Here is a 22,496-nt window from a genome sequence, read left to right as displayed (position 1 = left end):
ATTGATGGATATCGTATTTAATATGGCCAAGTTAAATAAGGGTTTTAGCCTTAACCTATTTAAATAATAGCAACGCACTTTTTGATTTCGCCGAAAGGCAACCCTTTATTTTCCGTGTCCAAAAAATCAATACGAAAAAATTTAATATCATTATATCAGAATGTTATGAATACCCCATCAATAATTTGACCATATTCTCATTAAATATCTTGACTCAAATTCAGGCATTTGGCCGGTTTTTCGCATATAAGAAGGCCTTTTCCCATCAACCCCAGGGGGGAGTGTGTCATAATATATTATTTCTTCAAATCGTTAATACATAGCCAATCTTTTTATGTGACCACGATCCCATCAAAAACTGTGACCGCGCTCAGTGGGGGCTATAACGTTGGCACCCTTTCAATGCTGTCTTTTAACTGATTCACCTCTATGCTAAGGCTTAAACATTGTTTTCCTTCAAGACACAATTCTGCATCGCCTGGTTCAAGAAAGGTTTTTAACTCTTTTCTGCCTTTTTTTAGATCGACAATCCAACGGTCGTTATCTTTATCAAAACTCACATTAATATCAATACCACATGCACCGATTTCTGGGTAGATCTCTCTAATTGTTTTACATATCTCTTTAGCATTCATAAAAGCTATCCTCCATTTTAAAAAGGACTGATTGAGGTTGATCCGTCAGTTGAAAAAGGGGCGGTTTTCAGTCCTGGAGCCTTAGTCCCCGCCCCTTAATTGATTTAAACTTGAGTAAATGAATCGCTGGCAAAATTCTTTGCTGCAATACATTGCCTTGCAGATTCACCGTTCTGTCTGGCAGTGCGGCTATAACAGGATCGTAGCTCCTGAATGCTGTCTGTGTTGAATTCACAACATCTCAGAGCCCTCAACAGTTTTCCTTTTTTGCTTATTCCACAGGCTCTCTCCTGGCTGTATCGCTTATTCTTCATAGTGCACCTCTCATTTATAAGTCCACTCTTTGATAGACGTTTCCATTTTATACTTAAAAGCTCTGAAAATGAATAATAAAGATCATTTTTTTACGTCTACAGTTGATGGACCTGTAAAAAGTCGGCCAATGATTTTTTTACCACAACAAATATGGACTTTGCCTTGTTTTTACGCAATGGGTTGTGATGAAAAAAAAAGACCTTGGACTTTTTACGAGATCATCACAGTTAATGATAAAGATATTTTTCTCACAGTCAATGCAAGAAAAAATAAAAAGTAACACAGAGATGTCATTTTCCATGAATGCAATGGTGTGAAACTGCAGAAAGGCAACCACCTTTCTGCAGATATATAAGGTTATTTAGCACATAAATGTCGGGTGACTGCCCACATAATTAGCAGCAGCAATACGTCGTATAGCAGCCGCATGGGTCTATAACAGGACAGCCACAGGCATCGACCACTTCAAAACATCCGCAGGCATCCGTACCAGAAGAAGAAGAGTCAATACTTTCATCGACACATTCTTTGTTTTTTGATTTTACTTTTTCGTTGGATTCTTCCATGATAATACCTCCCGTCAGCACAGTGTCAAACTGTGTTCGACACCGGAACCTTAATATATATTGGCGACATGTTCCAGACTGAACCACCGAAAGTGATCCGATCAACGAACAACGCCTTATTACCTCAAATATGGCCGTATTGCGTCATGAAAAACAGGCTTCCGACCAAATTATTCTTAATAATAATCATTTCTCTCTTTTTTTCAACCAGAGTCATTTGCCTTCGAAAGAAGAAAAGTTACACCTACATCACGATAAAAGCTCACCTCAGTTCTCAAGCTGGAATATATTGCCTCCGTAGATATAGGATATGACCACAACGTGTTTTCATTAGGATGTGTAACTTCACAACAACAGGGATAAACAGAGACAAGGACAGGGGCGTTAGAGACCCCAGGGGCATCTGCCAGGACAAAGAGCAGGGGCTGTCTGGGGAGCATGGATTCGTATACAGCGGAAATCTGGTGGGGAAAAGGGTCCACATTGGAGGTGTGCACGGCCATCATGGGATCAAACAGGGCTGCCTAGCAGATGCGCCAGGCTTCCAGGCCCAGTTTGAATTCAGCTCCGGGTGCATCAAAGGCCCAGGCACGACCGACTGTGGCCAAGGAAAGGCGTGATTCGTCCGAGCGGAACAGCATCTGCCCACCAAGTTTTCCCTGGCTGGCTTTATAGTAGACGGTGTGGGCCGCGTCTCCCACTGGCTACACCTGCACAAAAGGAAGGATTAAATCCTGGATTTTTTATATGACGCCCCGTTGAAATGGTTTATTTACTTGACATGATATGGCCTTAAACGTATCTATTGAGGGCAAGTCGGCATGGGTTAGTTGTTCTTGATTTCAGCATTGGAACAACCGTAAAAGAGTAAGACTAAAAGAGTTGGATCACGGCATTTACCCGCTCCATATTACCTTTTGCCCGCCCTTTTGGCCATGGGCCTGGATTCTCCCGGTGGGGAACTTACCCACCCGCTTATGCAGGCTACCCTGCAGGGATAAAAATAAGGATTTTAAATTAATGATATTTTCATACAGCACCAATGCTTTTGTTAAATATTCTCTTTCCGAGGCTGTTAAATTAATTGCCCAGACGGGATTTCAGGGGGTGGAGATTATGTGCGACAGACCCCATCTGTATCCCCCGGATGCAAACAAACAGGATCTTGAAAATCTCAAGCAATTACTTAAAGAGCTAAATTTGACGATTACCAACCTTAATTGTTTCACTCTTTTTGCCGTGGGCAATACCTGGCTTCCCTCCTGGATTGAGCCAGATGAATCAAGAAGACAGGAGAGAATTGATCATACATTGAACTGTCTGGATATCGCCCATTTCCTGGGAAGCCCGTGTATCTCGGTGCCACCGGGCGGGCCACCGGTTGAAATAAGCCGGGACGCATCATTAAAACTATTCCGCCAGGGGCTTGAAAAGGTGATTCCCAAAGCCGAAGCCCTGGGCGTCTCTATACTTATTGAGCCAGAACCTGATCTTTTAATTGAAAATAGCAGCCAGATGAGTTCGTTTATCAAGGATTTTACTTCTCCAAATCTGGGGGTTAACTTTGATGTAGGTCACTTTTACTGTGTGGGAGAGGCGCCTGAAGTTGCCCTTGAAACCCTGTTTGATAAAATTGGCCATATCCACATTGAAGATATTGCGCCCACAAGAAAGCACCACCATCTCATCCCCGGCCTGGGTGCCATAGACTATGACGCATTTTTTAAACGACTCGGGGAACTCAATTACACTAAAGATGTTTGTGTTGAGCTTTATACCTATACCGAAGCGCCCTGCGAGGCCGGTGTAAAAAGTATTGAGACGTTAAAACCTGTAATGGAAAAATATGGGTTTTCGGTTTAATTATGAACAATAAAATATCGTTACAAGAAGACCACACCCAAGAGACCGTCGTTCCGCTGAAATTTGATCAGTCGTATCATTACCCGGTCTCCTTTACCCGTGATATTTTCAACACCAGCAATCCCCTTCTCATCAAGACCCTTGCCGTTGAAAACCAGACCCGGCCAAGGAAAATAGTGGTGATGATTGATGACGGGCTGACCCGCCAGAACCCACAAATCTTGAATGATATATCCCAGTGGTTTGAACACCACAAAGACCTTGTTTGCCTGGCCTCAGAACCTGTGGTGTTTCCCGGGGGTGAACAGGTAAAAAACTCCTGGGACCATGTACACCGGGCAACAAAGTCCATGGACACAGCTGAACTGGACAGGCACGGTGTGGTCATCGCCATGGGCGGAGGAGCCCTTCTGGATATGGCGGGATTCAGCGCTGCCATCTTCCACAGGGGGATACAGCTGGTGCGGATCCCAACGACAACCCTGGCCCAGAACGATGCCGGCATTGGGGTTAAAAACGGCATAAACCAGTATGGTAAAAAAAATTGTATCGGCACATTTTATCTGCCCGTGGCCGTGATCAATGACTATGATTTCCTGGAAACCCTGCCCTTTGAGCATTTTATCGGGGGGGTGGCGGAAGCCTTTAAAATTGCCTTGATACGCGATAACTCCTTTTTTTTATTTCTTGAGAAAAATTGTACCTTATTGAAACAAAGGGACCCAAAGGCCATAGAAGAGACCATTGAAAGATGCGCCCGGCTCCACATTGATCACATCGCCCACAGCGGTGACCCATTTGAAACAGGGTCATCACGGCCCCTGGATTATGGTCACTGGTCTGCCCACAAGCTTGAAATGCTGTCCGGGTTCTCCATGGGGCACGGCCAAGCAGTTTCAGTGGGCATTGCCCTCGACTCCTATTATGCATGGCAACAGTCCCTGATTTCCCTGGCCGAGCTGGATCGTATCATCACAGCGCTGATAAATTGTGGTCTTCCGGTGTGGAGCCATTATCTGGAGACCACGGACACTTCGGGACGCCTTGAAATAGAAAACGGGCTTGAAGAGTTCCGGCAGCACCTTGGGGGCAGGTTGACGTTTACCATGCCCCATGGCATCGGGGAGAAATGTGAACGCCATAAAATGGATTTTGAGATTGTGAGGCAGGGGGTCGCATTTCTCAAGAAGGCCTGCTGTGATCCGGGCAGAAACAACCGAATCACCGAAGGGATCAAACAGCGGTGAAGCTTGCCAGATAGTTGACCATGGAATTTTTGCAAAAATAGTAATTTCGGGTAATCGGATTGTATGAAAACCCGGTGATATCAATCTGCTTTAATCCAGCATCAGAACAGGCACGGGCAAGTTCAGAAGGTTTAATCAATGATGCCCAGTCATGGGTACCCTTTGGCAGAAGCCCCAGAACATATTCTGCAGCCACCACAGCCAGAAGAAAGGACATCAGGTTGCGGTTGATGGTTGCAAATATAAGGATTCCCCCGGGATTCAGGGCCTTTTTGCACGCAGTAATGACTGATTCATAGCTTGGCACATGCTCAAGCAGTTCCATGCAGAGAATGACGTCAAAACCGGTTTCAGTGAACCGGGTGATATGTTCGATGTCCGTATCGATATAGTGGATGTCGAGGTTTGATTGCTTTGCGTGGATCCGGGCAATGGCCGTCATTTCCGATGATGCGTCAATGCCGATGGTGGCGGCAGCCTGCCTTGCAATTCTTTCGGTGAGTATCCCGCCACCGCAGCCCACATCCAGCACCCGTTTGCCCTTAAGATCTGTTTGCTGCATAATATATTCAAACCGTAAGGGATTGATATCATGAAGAGATTTCATCCTACCGTTTTCATCCCACCAATCTGTTGCAAAATCGTTAAATTTTTCAATTTCACTTGAAGAGATATTGTGTGTCATCCGGTTCCTTGAGTGTCCCTGTCTATGGTTTTATTTCAGTAAATATTTACCCAGCTCCCCTTCTTTGCCTATTTGGGCCTCTCACATAGCATCAGTATGCTACGCAGTCCCAAACAAACGAATATGGGGCACTGACTGTCAACCAGAATATTTACTTATTTCAGGCGCTTTCGTGAATAAATTCTTGAAGTTTTCACCTGATCCGTTTATACTTTCCGTCCATGCTTGATTATTACAATCGTTTCTTGGGTATCCTTATACAGGCATGGTATGTCTGTGGCTTTTTACTAAAAAAATCGGTTATCTACAACACTAATATTTAAGCGTCAATGCATGGGTGTGCCAGTGTTCCACGAAATGAAGACTTGTTTTTAAGGCAGAGTTTGACGTTTTGTTCTACTTTTAGCGGGGTGGCGTTTGAAAAATGTAATGTCCTTTTATGACACGATAGTTCCGGAAAAACTTCAATTCTTTTTTGCCCTTTCACGGACCCATCACGGCGTGCTCGACATGATGGCCCCTGTTTTTGCCGCCCTGGTTTATCTTGGGTGCTTTCCTGATACGGGGATTGTCCTGGCAGGCGTTATCACTGTTTTTTCTGGGTATACAGCGGTTTATGCACTCAATGATATCGCCGGATACAAAGACGATAAAAAAAATATTCGGCCGATGGATAAGCAAGTAACCGACCTGGACTCCATCCTTACCCGACACCCGCTTGCCCAGGGCGTGATCAGCTTAAAATCCGCTGCGGTATGGGCAGGTTTCTGGTCCGTTACGGCGGTGCTGGGTGCATATTATTTAAACCCTGTCTGTATTCTGATCTTTCTGAGCGGCGCGCTCTTAGAGATTATTTACTGCTTTTTATTGAAAATCAGTTATCTCAGAATTGTCATCAATGGGCTGGTAAAAGCAGCCGGCCCCGTTGCCGCTGTCTTTGCCGTGGACAAAAACCCCGATGCCCTGTTTTTATGTTTAATATTTGTTTTCTTTTTTCTGTGGGAAGCCGGGGGACAAAACATTCCCAATGATTATACAGACATAGAGGAAGACCGGCTGATAAATGCAAAGACACTCCCGCTGGTATTTGGACGGGACATTGCAAGTGGCCTGATCATGGGGCTTCTGGCAGGTGCTTTATGTGTCATGACAGCCGTGTTCTTTCTGTCGCCAATTGATTTTAACTGGTTTTCATATCTGGTTTTCGGGACAGGCTCTCTCCTCCTATTGCTTCTGCCGGCACAAAAACTTCGGAAAACCGGTGAAGATCAAGCCGCAATGAGCCTTTTCAACAAGGCCAGTTATTATCCGTTTTTTTTGTTGTGTGTGGTGCTGATGAATTTGTTTCTGTAAATTGGCAAGTTTGGATAGACTGTGATAGTGTAAAAATTCGGCCAGCCCCCCATCTTCACTTAGTTGGGCCTGCTCACAAGGCAATAGTATGCTACGCAATCCCAACTAAGCGAATTTGGGGCACTGGCCAAACATTTACATTACCAGGCAGAATATTTTCAGGCTGATTGCAGCTGATGCCCCAACCGCAGTGGGCTCTCATGGGCGGGTATCTGTGTTGCCTGGGAACAAAGTGACAACTTAAAACAACCATTTTTTCTTAACAAGATACTATTAGGAGGTGCTATTGTGAAAAACGCCAATTGCCCTAAATGTGGTTCTGGTGAAGTCTATTCTGGAGTTGACCTGATTGTTAAAGATGGCCCCATCTCCAGTCTACTGAAAGGCGGACCTTTTGCCAGCAATTCAATTCCCATAAGCCTTACAAGCATGGCTCCCATCGATAACTACGTCTGTGTCAACTGCGGCTATGTTGAACATTATATCTCCGACCGTTCAAAACTGAAAGAGATCGCAAAAAAATGGGATAAAGCCTCCGCAGACAAATCGGCCAACGCTTCTGACGAATGATTGTTTTGAGACTCTTCCTAAACGTTAAGCTGTTTTGGCGGTTTGTGTGCATCCTCTACGTCGCAGTCTGGTATGGGATCAGGGATGTGACCGGCCGTGTTGCCCAGGTTTCGTCCAAGGTACTTGGCGTTCCCAAAAAAAACAGGTATACTGCTGAGACTGAATTCCCATCGCCCAGGATAATCCGCCTCTGTATGGAGCGGCTCGGTCCAAGCTTTATCAAGCTCGGCCAACTTTTGAGCACCCGGGATGATATTCTGCCTTCTGAATTTGTAAATGAATTCAAAAAACTCCAGGATCAGGTGCAACCCCTTCCCCTGACGGTGATTTCCAGTGTGGTGGAAAGGGAATTAGGCAAACCCCTGACAGTCCTGTTTCATCGCTTCAATTCCGAATCCATTGCAGCGGCATCCGTGGCCCAGGTTCACGAGGCTTGGCTTTTTTCAGGGGAACGGGTGGCGGTCAAGGTGATTCGACCTGATATCCTTCCCATTATCCGCAAAGACATCCGGCTGATGTACTATCTTGCACACAAGATGGAGAATCGTTCTGAAAGATGCAGGATGCTTGGTGTCGTGAACCTTGTCAAAGAGTTTGAAAGGACCATCTTCAACGAATTGGACATGTTTGTGGAAGCCGGCAATATTGAGCGGTTCAGAAATAATTTTAAACATACGCACGAACTGCATATCTGCAAAGTTTATCGTGAATTTACAAGCCGGTCAGTCCTGGTGATGGAGTACATCGATGGAATCAAGGTCGATCAGGTGGAGGCCATCAAAGTCGCAGGCATCGACCCCGGAGACGTTGGACTTATTGGCCTGAGATCCTTCTCTCGACAGCTCATGGAGTTTGGTTTCTTCCATGCCGATCCCCACCCGGGGAACACCATTGTCATGCCAGATGGCCGGGTCAGTATTATCGACTTCGGGCTGGTGAGCTATGTGGATGATGACATGATGAAAGAACTTGCCAATATTTGCCTTGGGTTTGCAGATCACGATTATGATCTGGTTATGGATGCCCTGAAGGAGATGGGTCTCCTGGACAATAAAGAGATCCGTCTCAAGGAATTCAAAGCGGATTTAAAGGAGGTCAGCGAACCCTTTTATGGCCGGTCTCTCCCCACCATTTCTGTCAAAGAGGTTTATGATAAAGTCATGCAACTGGTGCTCAAGCACCGGGTCATCATGCCAAGGAATCTCCTGCTGATTTTCAAGACCTTTGTTCAGAATGAAGCCATTGGAAAAAAACTTGGCTGCACGTCAAGCATTCTTCAAATCGCCAGGCCCTATGCCGAAAGACTTCTAAAGAAAAGTTTTGAACCGGACCAGCTGTTCAAACGATTCAATGCGGATGCACGGAAAATAGCAGGCCATCTTGAATCCATGCCAGCAAGCTTCAGCGGTTTCCTTGCCAATGCAGCAGACAACACCCTTTCCATGGAGATTCGGCACACAGCATCCGCCCCGTTACACCAATCCCTGGAAAGAGGAATCAACCGGCTGATTGTGGGAATAATCATTTCTGCCTCCACCATTGCCGCTGCCCTGATTCTTAATTCGTCCCAGAAACTTTTTGACATTGACCTTGGATTTGCGGGATTTCCCAAAATCTCACTAACCGTCCTCCTCGGCGTTTCAGGGTATGTCATCGCAACTTTTCTGGGACTCTGGTTGATAATTTCAATCCTCCGCTCAGGACGTCTGTAACACCTCATACTTAATTTTAATCTATGAAGAATGAAAATGATTTCTGGCTGTTGCAATTAGATTCTTATCTTTGTTTTTCGTGTTATTTAGGCAAGAGAATCAGAAAATATTTTTAGTTCTGCCTGTTCTGCTTAGCTATGGGATCATGGTCTGTTTTTCGATTCCCCTTTTACCAACAGCAGGGTATTGCACGTCACGGAAAGACTGCTTAAAAGCATGGCAGTTGCAGCGATGATGGGATTCAAAAAGCCGCTGGCGGCCACCGGGATGCTGATGATGTTATAAATAAGGGCAAATACAAGGTTCTGCTTGACTTTACGATTCACTCGTTTTGCAAGCGTTATAAAATCGATGAGCTGGACCGGAGTCTCCTGCATGAGGGTAATGGCGGCAACCCCCTCCCCCGGGTTGAGGCCTGAATGAACAGCCATGGCAATATCGGATTGGGCCATGGCCGGCGCATCGTTTACGCCGTCCCCCACCATGGCAATTTTTTTGCCGGATTGTTTAAGCGCTTTGATAAATTCGGCTTTTTCATGGGGCAGCAATCCGCCATGGGTATGCTCTGCAGGTATCTGCACAAAGGTTCCGGCGGCCAAGGTGGATTTTTCAGCATCTCCTGAAATCAAAAAACAAGAGAGTCCCAGTTTATCAATATCTGCAACAAGCCTCTTTACGCCGGTTTTCATGGAATCTCCCAGATGGACAGCTGCGACAATGGTACCCTCTAAAGATAAAAATACCGTTGATATGATCTGGGCCCCTATCCCGGAACTGGAAACAAAAGCGGGTTCCGCCTGATTGCTTTTATTCACAAAAGCCCTGCTCCCAAAACAATAGGATTTATCCTGAAACCGACAACTGACACCGTTGGAATGGTAAATGACATCTTCCAAATCAAGCAGCGGTATTCCTCGGGTCGTTGCGTAAGCTGATATGGTGTGGGCGATGTAGTGGTCCGAGCCCTGTTCCATGGAATGGATAATTTGCCAGGCTTTTTGAGCAGAAAAACCGTTTGCCGTGTCCATACCCAGCACTTTAAGTCGGCCCGTGGTCAATGTTCCGGTCTTGTCAAAAACGATGGTATCCAGCCCTGCAACGCTTTCAAACGCTTCAAAATCTCTTACCAGGATACCCTTTTTCCCCGCAGCAGACACCCCGGCCACAAGAGCCAGGGGAATGGCAATGCCTAGGGCGCAGGGGCAGGAAATAACCATGACGGATATCCCTCGGTTAAAGGCCTCATATGAATCCAGCCCGTAAAGCTCCCAGAAAAAATAGGTCATCACAGAAAAACCGATAACCGATGGAACAAAGAATTTTAAGAGGTTCTCAAACCGCTGGGTCTGAACGGTTTTTTCGGAAAGACTGTTTTCCATGATGGCAAGCATTCTGCCGAGAATTGATTCTTCTCCTACTTTTACGGCTTTTGCCTGGATCTTGCCGGAAATAATCCGTGTACCGCTTTTGACGGTGTCTTGAAGACGAACATTGACAGGTTTTGCCTCTCCTGTGATGGAGGACTCATCAATGACGGCAGCGCCCTTGGTGACAATGCCGTCTGCAGCCAGAATCTCTCCTTCTTCAGACAGAAAAGAATCCCCATGGGACAATTGCTTTATGGAAACATACCGTCCCCTGGGAAACTGCTCTGTACAGATTCTGACTTTCTGGGGAACCAGGGAAAAAAATCCCCACAGGCCTTCAGCAATTTTGTTTTTTGCGGACTGCTCCAGCATTTTCCCGGTGAGAATCAGCAGAATCAGCATGGAGGCAGCATCAAAATAGAGATGGATGCTTCCCCAGTAAAAATGAAACAGGCTGTAAATATAAGTGGAAAAGGATCCGGTGGATATCAAGGCTTCCATTCCAGGCCATCCGGATGTGATACCCACAAGGGCCCGTTTGTGTATGGGATATCCGCCATAAAACACAACAACGGTGGCCATGATGAATACAGGCCAGGCCAGAAGCTGAACGGAGTGCGGTGTCAGCTCAATAAAGAATCCAGAATAGATGGCCCAGCTGAGCATCATAACGTTCATGGTTAAAAATAGGGTCACACAGATCCGAATAAATTCTTTTCTGTTCTTTTTGGGTGTTTGATCAAGATCAGCAGAAGGGTATCCCAGCTTTTCAATGGTGGAATAAATTTTTTCCGGAGAGGTTTTTACAGGATCATACAGCACGCTTCCCCGGTCGCTGGAAAAATTGCACGAGGCGGTTATCACGCCCTTTGACCGGGTGAGCGTGTTTTCAATTATCCATGCACAGGCCGGACACCACATATTTTGAATCTGGAGATTAAGGGTCAGAAAATCACCGGAATCAATGGGAACCGTTCCATCCGTCCCGGATAAATCCTCGGCAGGGGACTCAGAATTTTTTCCCCAGGACGTTGACGTGTCTTTGGATGTGTCCGGAACAATACCAGCGGCAACACATTCTTTGTACAGATCGGTGTCCTTGAAATCCTTTGTATCTTTGTACTGGTCGGATTCCATGAGCATGGCATGGACCATTTTGCAGCCCTGGCAGCAAAATATCTCTTTTGAGGTAGTCTTAGAAACCTTAACAGCCAGGCCGCAAAGGGTACACGGGACTTCTCTTTTCATTACCTGCTCTTCTTTTTTTTATATGAAATACTCCGCAAATCAGGGGCGTATTTCAAGCTTCGTTGTGGGCAGACCGAGGTCAGAATACGGTCCGCCCGTGGCGGTTATATGAAAAGGCAGCCTTCAAGTTTACCTCAGCAGAGCCGCCCCCCGACGGGCAATAGGAACCGGCCAATTGAGCCGTCTACGGTTCCGGGCCGGGCCCATTGTCCGTCGGGGGGCGGCGGCATGGTGTAGCATTTTCCATTTTCGTTGTGTTCGGCAGGACATGGGGGTATACAGAGAGCACCACGGTGTACATTATGCATCCTTACCCAGCCGAGTTGCATAAGGATAAGATGATCAGCGGGCGGTTTTCTGTATATGTCGGATATACCGGATAACCGCTTCCCGGCTTTCAACAGACATGGAGCTTGCCAGGGCAGGCGCTTTTTTGCCGCCATAGCTGATAAAGGCAAACAATTCCCTGTCACTCATGGCGATGGTTTTCTCGCCAGCCAGGTCCGTGGGCAGGGGGGAAAAACTCTGTCCCACAGTTCCAAGCCCGTCCATATTTGGGCCGTGACAATGGGAACAGAAGGCCTGGTAATCCTTTTCACCTTTGGCCAGCGTGGGCAGGACAGATCCCATGGGTGTCAGGGCAAAATCGGTTTTAACCAATTCCCTTAGCAGTGATTCACTTTTTGTATCGCTAATGGTTCGTTTGTCCATTATAAGTTCCGGCTCCTCATGGGGCCGGACCACCGGGGTTTGGTACATTCTCCCAGGTTTCAGGTTTGAATCATACAGGGTAATGACCGTATAGACCCCCGTTAAAACCAGCGACACAAAAACGGCAAGAAACAGCACTTTTTTCATTTAGTTGGTCTCCTTGCCACTGACATGTTGACCCAGGGGATTTTTCTCATATACCGCATAGGGAGACTCTGAAGGAAGGCTTTTCACGGGCCGATAATCCCAGGAAGGAACGCCTTTGTCCGCCACCACCACAAAAGAGAAATATCCAACACCAAGTATGATGGCAACCATGGTCATGATCCACAGCCAAGTGCGCAAAAGGCTCTCTTTATTTTTGATTTTGAGTGTGTCCATAAGTTATAATATAACCTCCGAAAGGCCGTAATACAGAATGTAATAAATCGCCCATAAAACGGTACCGCAAAGGATCAGGGCAATGATCATGGGGAACGGACCGTCTGCCTTTTCTATGCCGTCGGCAAAGTGCTGGACGACGCTAAGGTTGGAGACCCTGGATCTGGGCCCGAGCATGGGTAGAACCCACAGGGTCACGCCAAAAACGACTGCAAAGATAAGGGTCAGAATGATCAGGGCAAGTACATGCTGGGTATTTAAAAGTTCGAAAAATCTCATTTATCAATCCTTAGTTTTTGGCCGCAGTTTCGGGTTTTAAATCACTGCCTATCTGAAAAAAAGGGCATAGCCCACCAGGGCAAAGCTTGCCCCAATGGCTGCAAGGGCCAGGTAAAAGACACAATAGAGATCACGGCCGGCCTTGGCTGACGGTGCTGTTGCCGATGTCGTGCGCTCCTCCATGGCCAGAAACCTTGCCCGCTGCTGGTCGGAGAATTGTCCGGTTTTCAGCGCCCATACAAACACGGAAACACCGATAAACAGACCGGTTAGAATATATGCCACAAAAAACGGATAATACATGTCAGCCTCTATAGATTTTCAAATGGTTATTCATATGCGGCATCAATTCCTTTGGGTTCCATATTTGCATCGATCTCGCCAATAAAATATTTAGCAATGTAGTTTCCCACATCCCATATTTTTTCAGATTCCAGTTCCCGTTTAAAATAGGGCATGGCGGTTCCGGTAATGCCGTTCATGATCTGATAGTAGATAATTCCCCCGCTGATCCCCCGGCCTTTGAGGATGGTGAAGTTCAACGGCGGCGGATTCAGATAGGGCTGGGCCGGACCCATGCCGTCTCCCACGGGTCCGTGGCAGCCAAAACAGAAATCCTGGTAGATTTTTTCACCCCTTGCAAGGCCCGCCTCTGAGGCTGGGTAGGGTGTGGGGATGTCGTGCCAGCCCTTGGGGACATTTCTATGAATCCATGCCACGTTTTCGTTTACACCCGACTCGTATGCGTCAATGGATCGTTTTTTCCAGAGCGTTTGTCTCTCCATTCTCAGGTCTGCATTCTTCAGCCCCAGGCTCTGGGTATATTGGATCAGTATGTCTATATTGTCCTGCTGTAAAAATTGAAACGGGGGCATGATGGACAACGGCCGTGTAAATCTCGGGTTGGTAAAATGGGCCTGGTGCCAGTCATTAGGATGTTCTCCGCCTTCCTGGGAAAGGTCCGGGCCCGTTCTCTGGGAACCCAGGAGTATGGGGTAATCCTTTAGATAATCCCCGGCCTGGGCCATCCTCTCAGCACCCAGGCCCCAGTCCACCGATCGAATCGACTGGGTATGGCAATAAACGCATCCGTTACTGATATAGAGGGCCCGACCTTTTTCTTCCATGGCCGTCCGGGTTCTGAACAGATCCGAAGGAATGGTTTTGCTGGTGTTGGCATAGGGAAGAATGATGACCACTGATACAACAGCAACAAGGATAAGAAGGCTGCCGATGACAATGGCTGTGGGTGTCATTTTCATGGCGTTTCTCCGGGAGTTGAAAAGAGTGATCTAAAAATATTATAAAACCCTGACAGGGCAGATAGAAAAATTAACAACCCCAGGGACGCCCGGACAATATTGTAAATGTGTATTTCAGGAAGTACTCGGTACACGGTTTCTCCGTTGAGCCAGGCATTGCCCTGGATGAGTCCGGAAATGGTCAGCACGATGGTAAACCCGACCACGCCGATCAATACCATCCAGTATTGGAAATTGGCCAGGAATGGACTGAAAAGGGGTTTGCCCGTTATTCGCGGGAGGATGAAATACATACCCCCCAGGGCAATCATTCCGGCAAACCCGAGGACACCCACATGGGCATGGCCCACCACCCAGTGGCTGAAGTGGGTCACCCGCTGGACATCGGGCAGGGCCATCATTGATCCTCGGATACTGACGATAAAATACATGATGGTCCCAGTGAACACAAATTTACCACCAATATCTTCACTGATCAGACCCAGCTTTCCCCTGGCCGTGTACCAGATATTGATGAGAAAGGCCATGACCGGAATCACCATGGCAATACTGTCTACAATGGCGACCACCTTGAGCCAGGTGGGAACCGGCACCTGTAAAAGATGATGGGTTCCGATATGGGTGTAAATAACGATCAAAGCCCAGAAACCCAGTAGTGACAGGGTGTGACTGTACAGGGGAGCCCGGCAGACCTGGGGGATAATGTAATAGGCAATGGCCGCAGCCAGAGGCGTCAGCAAAAGCCCAAACACATTGTGTCCGTAAAACCAGAGGAGAATGGCATCGGGAATGCCCACAAGGGCACCTGAGTCCGGCTGCCAGATAACGTTGCCCAGGCTGTAAGTACAGATGGTGAGAAGAATCCCGGCCAGCACATACCAGACAGAGACATACAAGATTTTTTCCTGCCTGTTTTTCACCGTCATCATGAAATTAAAGAAAATCAAACTGAACGCAACGACGATTCCCACATCAATGGGCCAGATCATTTCAGCGTATTCCCGGCCCTGGGTCAAGCCTGCGGCAAGAGTGACCACCAGGGCCACAAGGGCAATGTTCCACAGCACAACCGTGAAGACCCCCAGCCGTTCACTGTACAGCTCGGTGCGCAACAGCCGGGGAACCAGATAGAACGCACTGGCCAGAAGACCCGGGGTAACAAACCCGAACAACACCAGGTTCACATGCATGGGGCGAAGTCTTGAAAAGAGAAGCCAGGCAATGTTGCCGGTTAAATCAGGGGCCACAAGCTCTATGGCCGCAATAAATCCTGCCAGGGTGGCCACCATCATCCAGACGGCAGAGGTCAAACAAAATCCCCTGGCTGTCAGGTAAGTGGCGGTATCGGGTTGGATTGGGTTCTCGGGCAAAGCAAATACTCCTCTATTAATTATGACAGGAAAGCCAGCAGTCCAGGTTGGCTTTTTCCTTCCTATGACATTGGATACAAAATCCCATTTTAAATTCATGACGCTTAAGCCTGTCAGTCCCTGTAACGTCCCCGTGACAGGCTTCACACTGAATCTCTTTTTTTATGTGGCGTTCATGGTTGAACATGACATGTTCGGGTACATAAAAAACCTTTTTCCACGGTGTGGGCGTCTTTGTATCAAAATAAGCATGTTCTTTTCTTATTTCCGGGTGATTGGGAATAATAAAGTTGTGGCAGTAAAGGCATTTTTCCACCGGCGGAATCCCGGGATGGATGGACCGGTCCACATACGAATGGCAGAAACGGCAGTCAATTTTTTTGTTGCCGGCATGGAGCCTGTGGCTGAAAGAGATGGGCTGGGCAGGCCCTGCATCCACATGGGGCATGAGATAATAAAAATAGGCAAACAAAAAAAGCAAAATGATCAAAGCGCTGAATACCAACAATTGAATTTTATTCTCTTTAACCTGGGCTGAAAAAGAGTGAAACTGAGAGACAAGGGTCAAGGGTTTGCCTTTTGTCCCCACCAGAATCACCAGAACCATAAGGGTTAAAAGTGTCAGGGATACCAGTATTATTTCCATTGACCCCCCTCCCCTGAATTTATTTTCAGTGCTTCAGGCAATTCTTTGAAATACGCTAAAATGGAAATACTAAAGAGGCCCAAAAACCCAAGGGTAATGATGAGTTCACCAAAGCCAATGGGAAACACAGCCGGATCGTGGGCAAGAAAGCTGGGTCCCAAAAGAAGAAAATGCTCGATCCACAGACCTGCCAATACGCATGAGCTGATGACGACCATGCACCTGGGGGATTGTTTTATTTTTCTGCTCAAAAGGATGATAAACGGCAGGATAAAGCAGCCGAGAAAGACGGTCCATGCCAGAATGCTCCATGGATAGGTCATGGTCCGTTCAATGATATATGCAGATTCTTCGGGAATGTTCCCGTACCAGATAACCACGAACTGGGAATAGAAAAAATCCCCCCATACAATGCTGAAGCCAAAAAAAAGCGTGCTCATGTCAGCCAGCTGTGTCGGGGTCAGGGTAAAGGGAACCTTGGGGGTTAGGTGAAGAAGCGATACCAAAAGGATAATAGCCCCGAACCCGGCAAAGATGGCTTTGATAAAGGTATAGGCCCCAAACAGGGTTGAATACCAGTGCGGATCCGCGCTCATGACCAGATCAAATCCGATAAGGGAGAGGCACATGGCAAAGGCAAACATATACCAGCCAGCAAAAACCGTCATCCGGCGTTTGATGATTTCAGGGTCATACAGGCTTTGTTCAAACCGCTTGAATAAAAATGTTTTCAACCGGGTATTTGGGGGAGCCGTCTTTAATCTGAATTTAAGCGAGTGATACAGATAACCAAATCCAAGACTGTAGAGAATCAACAACGCCACACTGTCCCGGGCAAATAAAAAGGGAACATTCAACCACACTTCCTTGCCGTGAAGATCTTGTCCCACCCATGGGAATATGTAATTCTGCCCGATGAAAAGAAGTATAAAAAGAACAAAGGAGACAGGGAAAAAGGCGGAAAAAGCCTCTGCTACGGCCGCAAACGTGTGGCTCCATCCGGCCTTGGTAAAGTGCATGAGGGTGGAAAATAAAAGTCCCCCGCAGGAGAGGATGGTAAAAAATATGAAATTTGTCAGGTAAGCAAGCCAGGCTTTTTCCGGGTGACCCGTTACTGCCAAAATAATGAAAAATAGAAATCCGCCTCCGGCAATGAGTGCAGGAATGAAGTACACACTCTTATTAAAAGGTACTGAAGATTTTGTGAATGCCGTGTCCATGGACGTCATTTGGTTTCCCTCTGTTTTTTTAAAGACCCAGTACGGTGAAGTAGATCTCTCAGACTGTCAGCGTCTTCGGGCGTTGAAGCCACTTCAATACCATACAGAGAGCCTGAGCATTCCGGGTCATAATTTTTTTCATAGTTTGGATCAGGAAGCCCCACCTGGGTAACGATGCCCAGCACATTGCCAAGCACAGCAAACAGAATGGTAAATTCAAAGGCAATAACAAAAAACGGTATCCAGGAAAGGATGGGCTTTCCACTGACAATGAGGCTCCATCTAGTGGCCGTGAACACAGCAAGGGAAAATCCGGAAATAAATCCCATGATCCCGCCGGTCAGGGTAAACCATCCTATCCTGCTTTTTTTTCTGCCCAGGGCCCTTGCAAGGGCGTTGCTGGGAATGGGGCTGTGAACTTCAGTTACCTCAAAGCCCTTTTCCTGAATTTTTTCCACGGCCGCCAGGGTTTCTTCCTGGGTGTTATAAAGGCCGGTGACTATGATGGCATCCGTATTCATGACTTACTCCGTTTTGTGTATCATTTCCTTCATCTCCGTCATGGAAACCGACGGCAGGTGCTTAACAAACAGCAAAAACAGGAAAAAGAAAAGACAAAAGGCCCCCACCATGATGCCTCCCTCAACCCATGTGGGGCGGTAATGCCCCCATGCATTGGGCAGAAAATCATGGGCAACGCTGCCCGCGATGATGACAAACCGCTCAAACCACATGCCGATATTGACAAAAATGGAGATGATAAACAAAGGGATGACATGGGTTCTGATTTTTTTTGATAAATACAAAAGAGGGATGACGGTGTTGCAGATCACCATGATCCAGTATTCGGGTGCATAATGACCAAAGGCCCGCCACCAGAAGGTTTCCATCTCAATGCTGTTGTGGCTGTACCAGGCGATGAACAATTCTGTGGCATAGGAAAATCCCACAATGATGCCGGTAAAAACAATGGTTTTTGCGATGCTTTCAAGTACATCCATGGTGATCAGCGCTTCGTACTTTAACATTTTTCTCAAGGGGATGCTTAAGGTCAGCACCATGGCAAGGCCTGAATGAATGGCCCCGGCAACAAAATAGGGAGCAAAAATGGTGGTATGCCAGCCGGGTATCACGCTAAGGGCAAAATCCCAGGACACCACGCTGTGGACAGAAATAACAAGGGGAGTAGCCAGTCCAGCAAACAAAAGATAGGCCCTTGAGTAGTTCATCCATTGACCCGTTCTGCCGGACCATCCAAGGGAGAGCACCTTGAAGATCTTTTTGCGTACCCCCTGGGACCGGTCCCTGATAATAGCAAGATCCGGGAGAAGCCCGGTATACCAAAAAAGACTGCTCACGGTGAGATAGGTGGAGATGGCAATGACATCAAAGATCAGGGGCGATTGAAAGTTGGGCCACAGGGTCCGCTGGTTGGGAATGGGCAGCATGTAAAACACCAGCCAGACCCGTCCCAGGTGGATAAAGGGAAACAGGCCCGCAATGCACACGGCAAAGACGGTCATGGTCTCAGCAGCCCTTGCTATGGGATTTCTCCATCCTGCCCGGAACAAAAATAAAATGGCGGAAATCAGGGTGCCGGAATGGGCAATCCCCACCCAGAAAACAAAGTTTATCAGATAGGTGCCCCAGTGGACCGGTGTGTTCATGCCTGCCACGCCCACGCCGACAAAGATCTGGTAGGCCCAGCAGGAAGCCCCCATGATGACCCCGCAAAACAGCAGGGCGATGATGCACCAGTAGGCCTTTCCCGGACGGCTCAGTGTGTCCAGAACCGTGGTATTGATTGTTTCAAAGGTCAATTGAGACATATGTTTAAAACCCCTGGTTGAAGGTTCATAGTTCCTGCACCATTTTCTTAAGATATATAACGGCAGGTTTGGTATTCAGATAGCCCAGCACCTGGTAAGCCCGTGACTCCCGGGCCAGGATGGAAACCGCACTGTTCTTGTCCAGGAAATTACCGAAGGTCAATGCATTGGCAGGACATGTCTGCACACATGCTGGCTGAACCTCCCCGTCCCGGATTTTACGGTTCTCGTTTTTTGCCTGATTATGGGCTTTTTTAATTCGCTGTACACAAAATGAGCATTTTTCCATAACCCCTTTACTTCTGGCTGTGACATCGGGGTTGAGCTGAAGGTTAAGGGGTTTGGGTCTTTCCCAGTCAAACCAGTTGAACTTTCTAACCTTGTACGGGCAGTTCTGGGCACAGAACCGGGTGCCGATACAGCGGTTGTAAACCTGGTTGTTGAGCCCCTCTTTGGAATGGTGGGGGGCATACACCGGGCATACGGACTCACAGGGCGCCGAATCGCAGTGTTGACACATCATGGGAAGAAAAATCAGTCGTTCTTCACTGTTCTGATCCTGGTATCGTTCAATTCGCAGCCAGGACATTTCCCGGCCTTTTATGATCTGATCTTTTCCCACAACGCCAATATTGTTCTCAACATAGCATGCGGCCACGCAGGCGTTGCATCCCACGCATTTGTCCAGATCCACGATCATTCCCCACCGGTAGCCGTCATGCTCGTGGGGCGCGTAAGCATCTCGCTTTTTATCGTATCCTTCCTTGGTTGGCAGGGTTAACGGGAATTGATTCATATCCAGCCCCCCACCCTCTTTTTTCCCATGTTTGTCAGATTTGCCGTGGCCGGCAGATTCACCGTGCCCCTTTTCGCTATGACTGTTGGCCAAGGTCATGGACAGGGCAATTTTTCGTTTGTACTGGGACCGGCTGCCGTCTGTCTGGGGAAGTGCTTCCACCTGGCCTGTTCGTTTAACCGAAGTGGGGGTGATCAGATAAGAGAGAAAATCGGAGCTCTCAAGATTGCCCGTCAATAGATCAGCTGGGTTGCTGCCGAATCCTTGGGCATACCGGCCGCAGGCATTGTGCCCCTGGCCCATCTGCATGACCATCACTCTTTGCGCCACGCCCTGGTAGGAATAGACCGGCGCTTCAATGGCGTTATCGCCTGCTTCAATGGTCAGGATATCTCCGTGTGCGAATCCAAATTCTTTAAGGGTATCAGGATGAATCATGAGCATGGTTTCCCAGGCAATACTGGTCACGGGATCAGGTATTTCATTGAGCCAGGACTTGTTGGCCCCTCGACCGTCATAGAGCCGAAGTGACGGAACCACCAAAAATTTTAATTCTGGTTTTTCAGAGGGTTCGATGACGTAAAGTGCATTTTTAAGTGTCTTGATGGAGCCAGGGTCAAGGGATGGTCTTTGGCCCCCGGATTTGCTGTTGGAATGAAATATCCCGCCTGATTGAATTGTTTGAATGAAATGGACTTTGCTCTTTTCAGGCATATTCGTATACAGGTAGTCGGCAAGATATTGATAGTAGTCCTCAAACTGCCGATCTTTGTCAGACAGGTCAAGGAAAACATCGCCCATGGAAGGAGCCTTGCTTAACCGTCCCATGGCAGGCTGGAGGGTTGAAATGCATGCCGTGTTGCCCGCATAACTGTCCCAGGTTTCCAGGGGCATCTGCACAGGAAAAACAAGGTCTGCCTTTTTGGACGTCTCATCCATGACATTTGAAAAACTGACCTTGAAGATCTCTTTGCGATTGAAAATCTCTGTTAAATCTCTGTTTTCTGGAAACGTGAACAGGGGATTGGTATTATAAAACAAAAAGAGATCAGTGGAATCCGTAACAGCCGATTTAAAGAAATCTGCTGTCTCTTTTGCCGTCATGACCTTTTCAAGGGCGTGCCTTTGTTCAAAATCATACAGGGAAAGATCCTTGTCCAGCAGAAGATTCATCAGGGTCACGGCCATCTCCAGGGCAAAGGAGGTGTCTGCCGTTGTGGTGCCTGTTGATCCCAGAACCAGGGGACGATGGGATGTGAGCAGGGATTTGGCCAGATGGTTTTGATCCGCTTCCGGAAATCCGGTATATGCTTCAACTATTTCAGGCTTAAATGATCTGACAACAGCCGCAAGTTCTTTTAAAAACGGCGCAGGCAAATGATCTATTTTTCTGGTTTTCAGAATTTGGCGGACCAACCCCAGGGCCACCATATATTCGGTTCCCGCAGTGATTGGGAAAAACTTGTCTGCATTGGCAGCCGTCAGGGACATGTAAGGCCCAGCATGAACGAAAGTTCCCTTTGTACCGTCTTTAAGGCTGTGCATGGATTTGAATTTGCGAATATATTCAACCGGTGACAGCCAGGTCTCTATAAAATCCGCGCCAAATCCCAGGATAAAATCAGCTTTATCCATGTGAAAAGAGGGAAGCATGGGTTTTGAAAACAGGGCCTGATGAGCTGCCCTCAAAGCATCGTGGGAGTAGGGTTCGTACATGGCTGCGGGACTTGAACCAAAGGCTTCCAGGGTGGCTTCAAACAGGGCGGAAAGGGGAGCAGAGGTAATGCCGGTCAACAGTTTAACGCGGTTGCTTCCCTTTTCTGATGCGGTTTGCATCCGCTTTTTCAGAATATCAAAGGCTTGATTATAGGAGATGGGTTTAAAACGCTGCCCTGTTTTGAGTTGCGGCATCATCAGTCTGTCTGGATCATAAACAGATTGCAGGGCAGCCTGGCCCCGGATGCACAGTTTCCCAAGATTCACCGGATGGGCGGGATTCCCTTCCAGTTTAATGACCCGGCCTTCACGGTTTTTTGCAAGGATTCCGCATCCTGCCGGGCATTCCATGCAGGTGGAGGCATACCATACCGCTTGCCCTGTTACAAAATCTTCCGGGGCCGTTACCAGCGAAAAAATATTTTTGTCAAAGTCTGACTTGCAGCCATAGGCAACAGAAATGCTTCCGATTCCAGCAGTTTTGAGAAATGTTCGCCTATCCATTATGCGTCCTTTTATCGTAACGGTGCTGATAGATTTATATACATTTTTCCCATTCAGAGGCCATTTGAGTTTTCCGAATAAGTGGGACAATTGAATCCCCTGGTGCACGGACAATGCTAAAATTTGGGATTCTGCATCTCCCATAACAGAGTATCTGTGAGCTGTTCAAAATCAGTTATCCAAAAATTAAGAGATGACAGTACACTAGTTTTGAATCAAAG

At 47.4% G+C, this 22,496-nt stretch carries 22 protein-coding genes; 6 read left to right on the top strand and 16 right to left on the bottom strand.

Features of this window, described 5'->3' with window-relative positions; genetic code table 11:
• Positions 1–380 precede the first annotated feature (380 nt).
• Positions 381–635, bottom strand: a complete 255-nt coding sequence (locus tag ACYQ2M_RS19425) for a hypothetical protein (protein ID WP_459918042.1) — start codon at positions 633–635, stop codon at positions 381–383.
• Positions 636–1,017: 382 nt separating this feature from the next.
• Between ACYQ2M_RS19425 and ACYQ2M_RS19420 the strand changes: the two genes are divergently transcribed.
• Positions 1,018–1,230, top strand: a complete 213-nt coding sequence (locus ACYQ2M_RS19420) for a hypothetical protein (RefSeq protein ID WP_459918041.1) — start codon at positions 1,018–1,020, stop codon at positions 1,228–1,230.
• 115 nt (positions 1,231–1,345) lie between these two features.
• On the opposite strand, the gene ACYQ2M_RS19415 is transcribed toward ACYQ2M_RS19420, so the two are convergent.
• Positions 1,346–1,516, bottom strand: a complete 171-nt coding sequence (locus tag ACYQ2M_RS19415) for a hypothetical protein (RefSeq protein ID WP_459918040.1) — start codon at positions 1,514–1,516, stop codon at positions 1,346–1,348.
• Between the two features lie 524 nt (positions 1,517–2,040).
• A complete protein-coding gene (locus tag ACYQ2M_RS19410; protein ID WP_459918039.1) occupies positions 2,041–2,217 on the bottom strand; it encodes a hypothetical protein in 177 nt (58 codons plus the stop codon).
• Between the two features lie 319 nt (positions 2,218–2,536).
• Here ACYQ2M_RS19410 and ACYQ2M_RS19405 point away from each other — a divergent pair, with 319 nt between their 5' ends.
• Both ACYQ2M_RS19405 and ACYQ2M_RS19400 read left to right on the top strand, forming a co-directional pair.
• On the top strand, positions 2,537–3,379 hold the full coding sequence (locus ACYQ2M_RS19405; RefSeq protein ID WP_459918038.1) for a sugar phosphate isomerase/epimerase family protein: 843 nt from the start codon (positions 2,537–2,539) through the stop codon (positions 3,377–3,379).
• 2 nt (positions 3,380–3,381) lie between these two features.
• Positions 3,382–4,626: a 3-dehydroquinate synthase gene (locus tag ACYQ2M_RS19400; protein WP_459918037.1), complete on the top strand. Its 1,245-nt coding sequence runs from the start codon at positions 3,382–3,384 to the stop codon at positions 4,624–4,626.
• Here ACYQ2M_RS19400 and ubiG read toward each other — a convergent pair.
• Positions 4,613–5,311, bottom strand: coding sequence for a bifunctional 2-polyprenyl-6-hydroxyphenol methylase/3-demethylubiquinol 3-O-methyltransferase UbiG (ubiG, locus tag ACYQ2M_RS19395; RefSeq protein ID WP_459918036.1), 699 nt, complete (start codon positions 5,309–5,311; stop codon positions 4,613–4,615). The genes ACYQ2M_RS19400 and ubiG overlap by 14 nt on opposite strands.
• A gap of 417 nt (positions 5,312–5,728) precedes the next feature.
• On the opposite strand from ubiG, the gene ACYQ2M_RS19390 reads away from it, so the two are divergent.
• The 3 genes from ACYQ2M_RS19390 to ACYQ2M_RS19380 all read left to right on the top strand — a co-directional run bounded on the left by ACYQ2M_RS19390 (position 5,729) and on the right by ACYQ2M_RS19380 (position 8,946).
• Complete coding sequence (locus tag ACYQ2M_RS19390; protein ID WP_459918035.1) at positions 5,729–6,664, top strand: UbiA family prenyltransferase; 936 nt, start codon at positions 5,729–5,731, stop codon at positions 6,662–6,664.
• Positions 6,665–6,952: 288 nt separating this feature from the next.
• The gene (locus tag ACYQ2M_RS19385) at positions 6,953–7,234 is read left to right on the top strand and encodes a hypothetical protein (protein ID WP_459918034.1); all 282 of its coding nucleotides are present in this window, start codon (positions 6,953–6,955) and stop codon (positions 7,232–7,234) included.
• A 194-nt stretch (positions 7,235–7,428) separates the two neighbouring features.
• Entirely contained in the window at positions 7,429–8,946 is a 1,518-nt protein-coding gene (locus tag ACYQ2M_RS19380; protein ID WP_459918033.1) for an ABC1 kinase family protein, read from the top strand.
• Between the two features lie 143 nt (positions 8,947–9,089).
• On the opposite strand, the gene ACYQ2M_RS19375 is transcribed toward ACYQ2M_RS19380, so the two are convergent.
• The 12 genes from ACYQ2M_RS19375 to ACYQ2M_RS19320 all read right to left on the bottom strand — a co-directional run bounded on the left by ACYQ2M_RS19375 (position 9,090) and on the right by ACYQ2M_RS19320 (position 22,275).
• On the bottom strand, positions 9,090–11,561 hold the full coding sequence (locus ACYQ2M_RS19375; RefSeq protein WP_459918032.1) for a heavy metal translocating P-type ATPase: 2,472 nt from the start codon (positions 11,559–11,561) through the stop codon (positions 9,090–9,092).
• A 342-nt stretch (positions 11,562–11,903) separates the two neighbouring features.
• The gene (locus tag ACYQ2M_RS19370; RefSeq protein WP_459918031.1) at positions 11,904–12,419 is read right to left on the bottom strand and encodes a c-type cytochrome; all 516 of its coding nucleotides are present in this window, start codon (positions 12,417–12,419) and stop codon (positions 11,904–11,906) included.
• The gene (locus ACYQ2M_RS19365; protein WP_459918030.1) at positions 12,420–12,653 is read right to left on the bottom strand and encodes a hypothetical protein; all 234 of its coding nucleotides are present in this window, start codon (positions 12,651–12,653) and stop codon (positions 12,420–12,422) included.
• Between the two features lie 3 nt (positions 12,654–12,656).
• On the bottom strand, positions 12,657–12,932 hold the full coding sequence (locus ACYQ2M_RS19360; RefSeq protein WP_459918029.1) for a hypothetical protein: 276 nt from the start codon (positions 12,930–12,932) through the stop codon (positions 12,657–12,659).
• Positions 12,933–12,980: 48 nt separating this feature from the next.
• Entirely contained in the window at positions 12,981–13,235 is a 255-nt protein-coding gene (gene ccoS / locus ACYQ2M_RS19355; protein ID WP_459918028.1) for a cbb3-type cytochrome oxidase assembly protein CcoS, read from the bottom strand.
• Positions 13,236–13,261: 26 nt separating this feature from the next.
• Positions 13,262–14,194 (bottom strand): cbb3-type cytochrome c oxidase subunit II, encoded by a 933-nt coding sequence (locus tag ACYQ2M_RS19350; RefSeq protein ID WP_459918027.1) that lies wholly within the window; start codon positions 14,192–14,194, stop codon positions 13,262–13,264.
• Positions 14,191–15,564 (bottom strand): cbb3-type cytochrome c oxidase subunit I, encoded by a 1,374-nt coding sequence (locus tag ACYQ2M_RS19345; protein WP_459918026.1) that lies wholly within the window; start codon positions 15,562–15,564, stop codon positions 14,191–14,193. The genes ACYQ2M_RS19350 and ACYQ2M_RS19345 overlap by 4 nt, the downstream gene beginning before the upstream one ends.
• Before the next feature lie 16 nt (positions 15,565–15,580).
• A complete protein-coding gene (locus tag ACYQ2M_RS19340) occupies positions 15,581–16,210 on the bottom strand; it encodes a cytochrome c3 family protein (protein WP_459918025.1) in 630 nt (209 codons plus the stop codon).
• Complete coding sequence (locus ACYQ2M_RS19335; RefSeq protein ID WP_459918024.1) at positions 16,201–17,439, bottom strand: hypothetical protein; 1,239 nt, start codon at positions 17,437–17,439, stop codon at positions 16,201–16,203. Before ACYQ2M_RS19335 ends, ACYQ2M_RS19340 begins: the two co-directional genes overlap by 10 nt.
• On the bottom strand, positions 17,436–17,951 hold the full coding sequence (locus ACYQ2M_RS19330) for a DUF3341 domain-containing protein (protein WP_459918023.1): 516 nt from the start codon (positions 17,949–17,951) through the stop codon (positions 17,436–17,438). The genes ACYQ2M_RS19335 and ACYQ2M_RS19330 overlap by 4 nt, the downstream gene beginning before the upstream one ends.
• A 3-nt stretch (positions 17,952–17,954) precedes the next feature.
• Entirely contained in the window at positions 17,955–19,259 is a 1,305-nt protein-coding gene (gene nrfD / locus ACYQ2M_RS19325; RefSeq protein WP_459918022.1) for an NrfD/PsrC family molybdoenzyme membrane anchor subunit, read from the bottom strand.
• A 25-nt stretch (positions 19,260–19,284) separates the two neighbouring features.
• Entirely contained in the window at positions 19,285–22,275 is a 2,991-nt protein-coding gene (locus ACYQ2M_RS19320) for a molybdopterin-dependent oxidoreductase (RefSeq protein ID WP_459918021.1), read from the bottom strand.
• Between the last annotated feature and the right edge of the window lie 221 nt (positions 22,276–22,496).

This window comes from Desulfocicer niacini, assembly GCF_054657595.1.
This window is presented reverse-complemented; position numbering and strand designations above follow the sequence as displayed.

Excerpts from the sequence above, each read along its gene's own strand:
- ACYQ2M_RS19425 (WP_459918042.1), bottom strand. The coding sequence starts at position 635 with ATGAATGCTAAAGAGATATGTAAAACAATTAGAGAGATCTACCCAGAA.
- ACYQ2M_RS19420 (WP_459918041.1), top strand. The coding sequence starts at position 1,018 with ATGAATAATAAAGATCATTTTTTTACGTCTACAGTTGATGGACCTGTA.
- ACYQ2M_RS19415 (WP_459918040.1), bottom strand. The coding sequence starts at position 1,516 with ATGGAAGAATCCAACGAAAAAGTAAAATCAAAAAACAAAGAATGTGTC.
- ACYQ2M_RS19405 (WP_459918038.1), top strand. The coding sequence starts at position 2,537 with ATGATATTTTCATACAGCACCAATGCTTTTGTTAAATATTCTCTTTCC.
- ACYQ2M_RS19400 (WP_459918037.1), top strand. The coding sequence starts at position 3,382 with ATGAACAATAAAATATCGTTACAAGAAGACCACACCCAAGAGACCGTC.
- ubiG (WP_459918036.1), bottom strand. The coding sequence starts at position 5,311 with ATGACACACAATATCTCTTCAAGTGAAATTGAAAAATTTAACGATTTT.
- ACYQ2M_RS19380 (WP_459918033.1), top strand. The coding sequence starts at position 7,429 with ATGGAGCGGCTCGGTCCAAGCTTTATCAAGCTCGGCCAACTTTTGAGC.
- ACYQ2M_RS19375 (WP_459918032.1), bottom strand. The coding sequence starts at position 11,561 with ATGAAAAGAGAAGTCCCGTGTACCCTTTGCGGCCTGGCTGTTAAGGTT.
- ACYQ2M_RS19370 (WP_459918031.1), bottom strand. The coding sequence starts at position 12,419 with ATGAAAAAAGTGCTGTTTCTTGCCGTTTTTGTGTCGCTGGTTTTAACG.
- ACYQ2M_RS19365 (WP_459918030.1), bottom strand. The coding sequence starts at position 12,653 with ATGGACACACTCAAAATCAAAAATAAAGAGAGCCTTTTGCGCACTTGG.
- ACYQ2M_RS19360 (WP_459918029.1), bottom strand. The coding sequence starts at position 12,932 with ATGAGATTTTTCGAACTTTTAAATACCCAGCATGTACTTGCCCTGATC.
- ccoS (WP_459918028.1), bottom strand. The coding sequence starts at position 13,235 with ATGTATTATCCGTTTTTTGTGGCATATATTCTAACCGGTCTGTTTATC.
- ACYQ2M_RS19350 (WP_459918027.1), bottom strand. The coding sequence starts at position 14,194 with ATGAAAATGACACCCACAGCCATTGTCATCGGCAGCCTTCTTATCCTT.
- ACYQ2M_RS19340 (WP_459918025.1), bottom strand. The coding sequence starts at position 16,210 with ATGGAAATAATACTGGTATCCCTGACACTTTTAACCCTTATGGTTCTG.
- ACYQ2M_RS19335 (WP_459918024.1), bottom strand. The coding sequence starts at position 17,439 with ATGACGTCCATGGACACGGCATTCACAAAATCTTCAGTACCTTTTAAT.
- ACYQ2M_RS19330 (WP_459918023.1), bottom strand. The coding sequence starts at position 17,951 with ATGAATACGGATGCCATCATAGTCACCGGCCTTTATAACACCCAGGAA.
- nrfD (WP_459918022.1), bottom strand. The coding sequence starts at position 19,259 with ATGTCTCAATTGACCTTTGAAACAATCAATACCACGGTTCTGGACACA.
- ACYQ2M_RS19320 (WP_459918021.1), bottom strand. The coding sequence starts at position 22,275 with ATGGATAGGCGAACATTTCTCAAAACTGCTGGAATCGGAAGCATTTCT.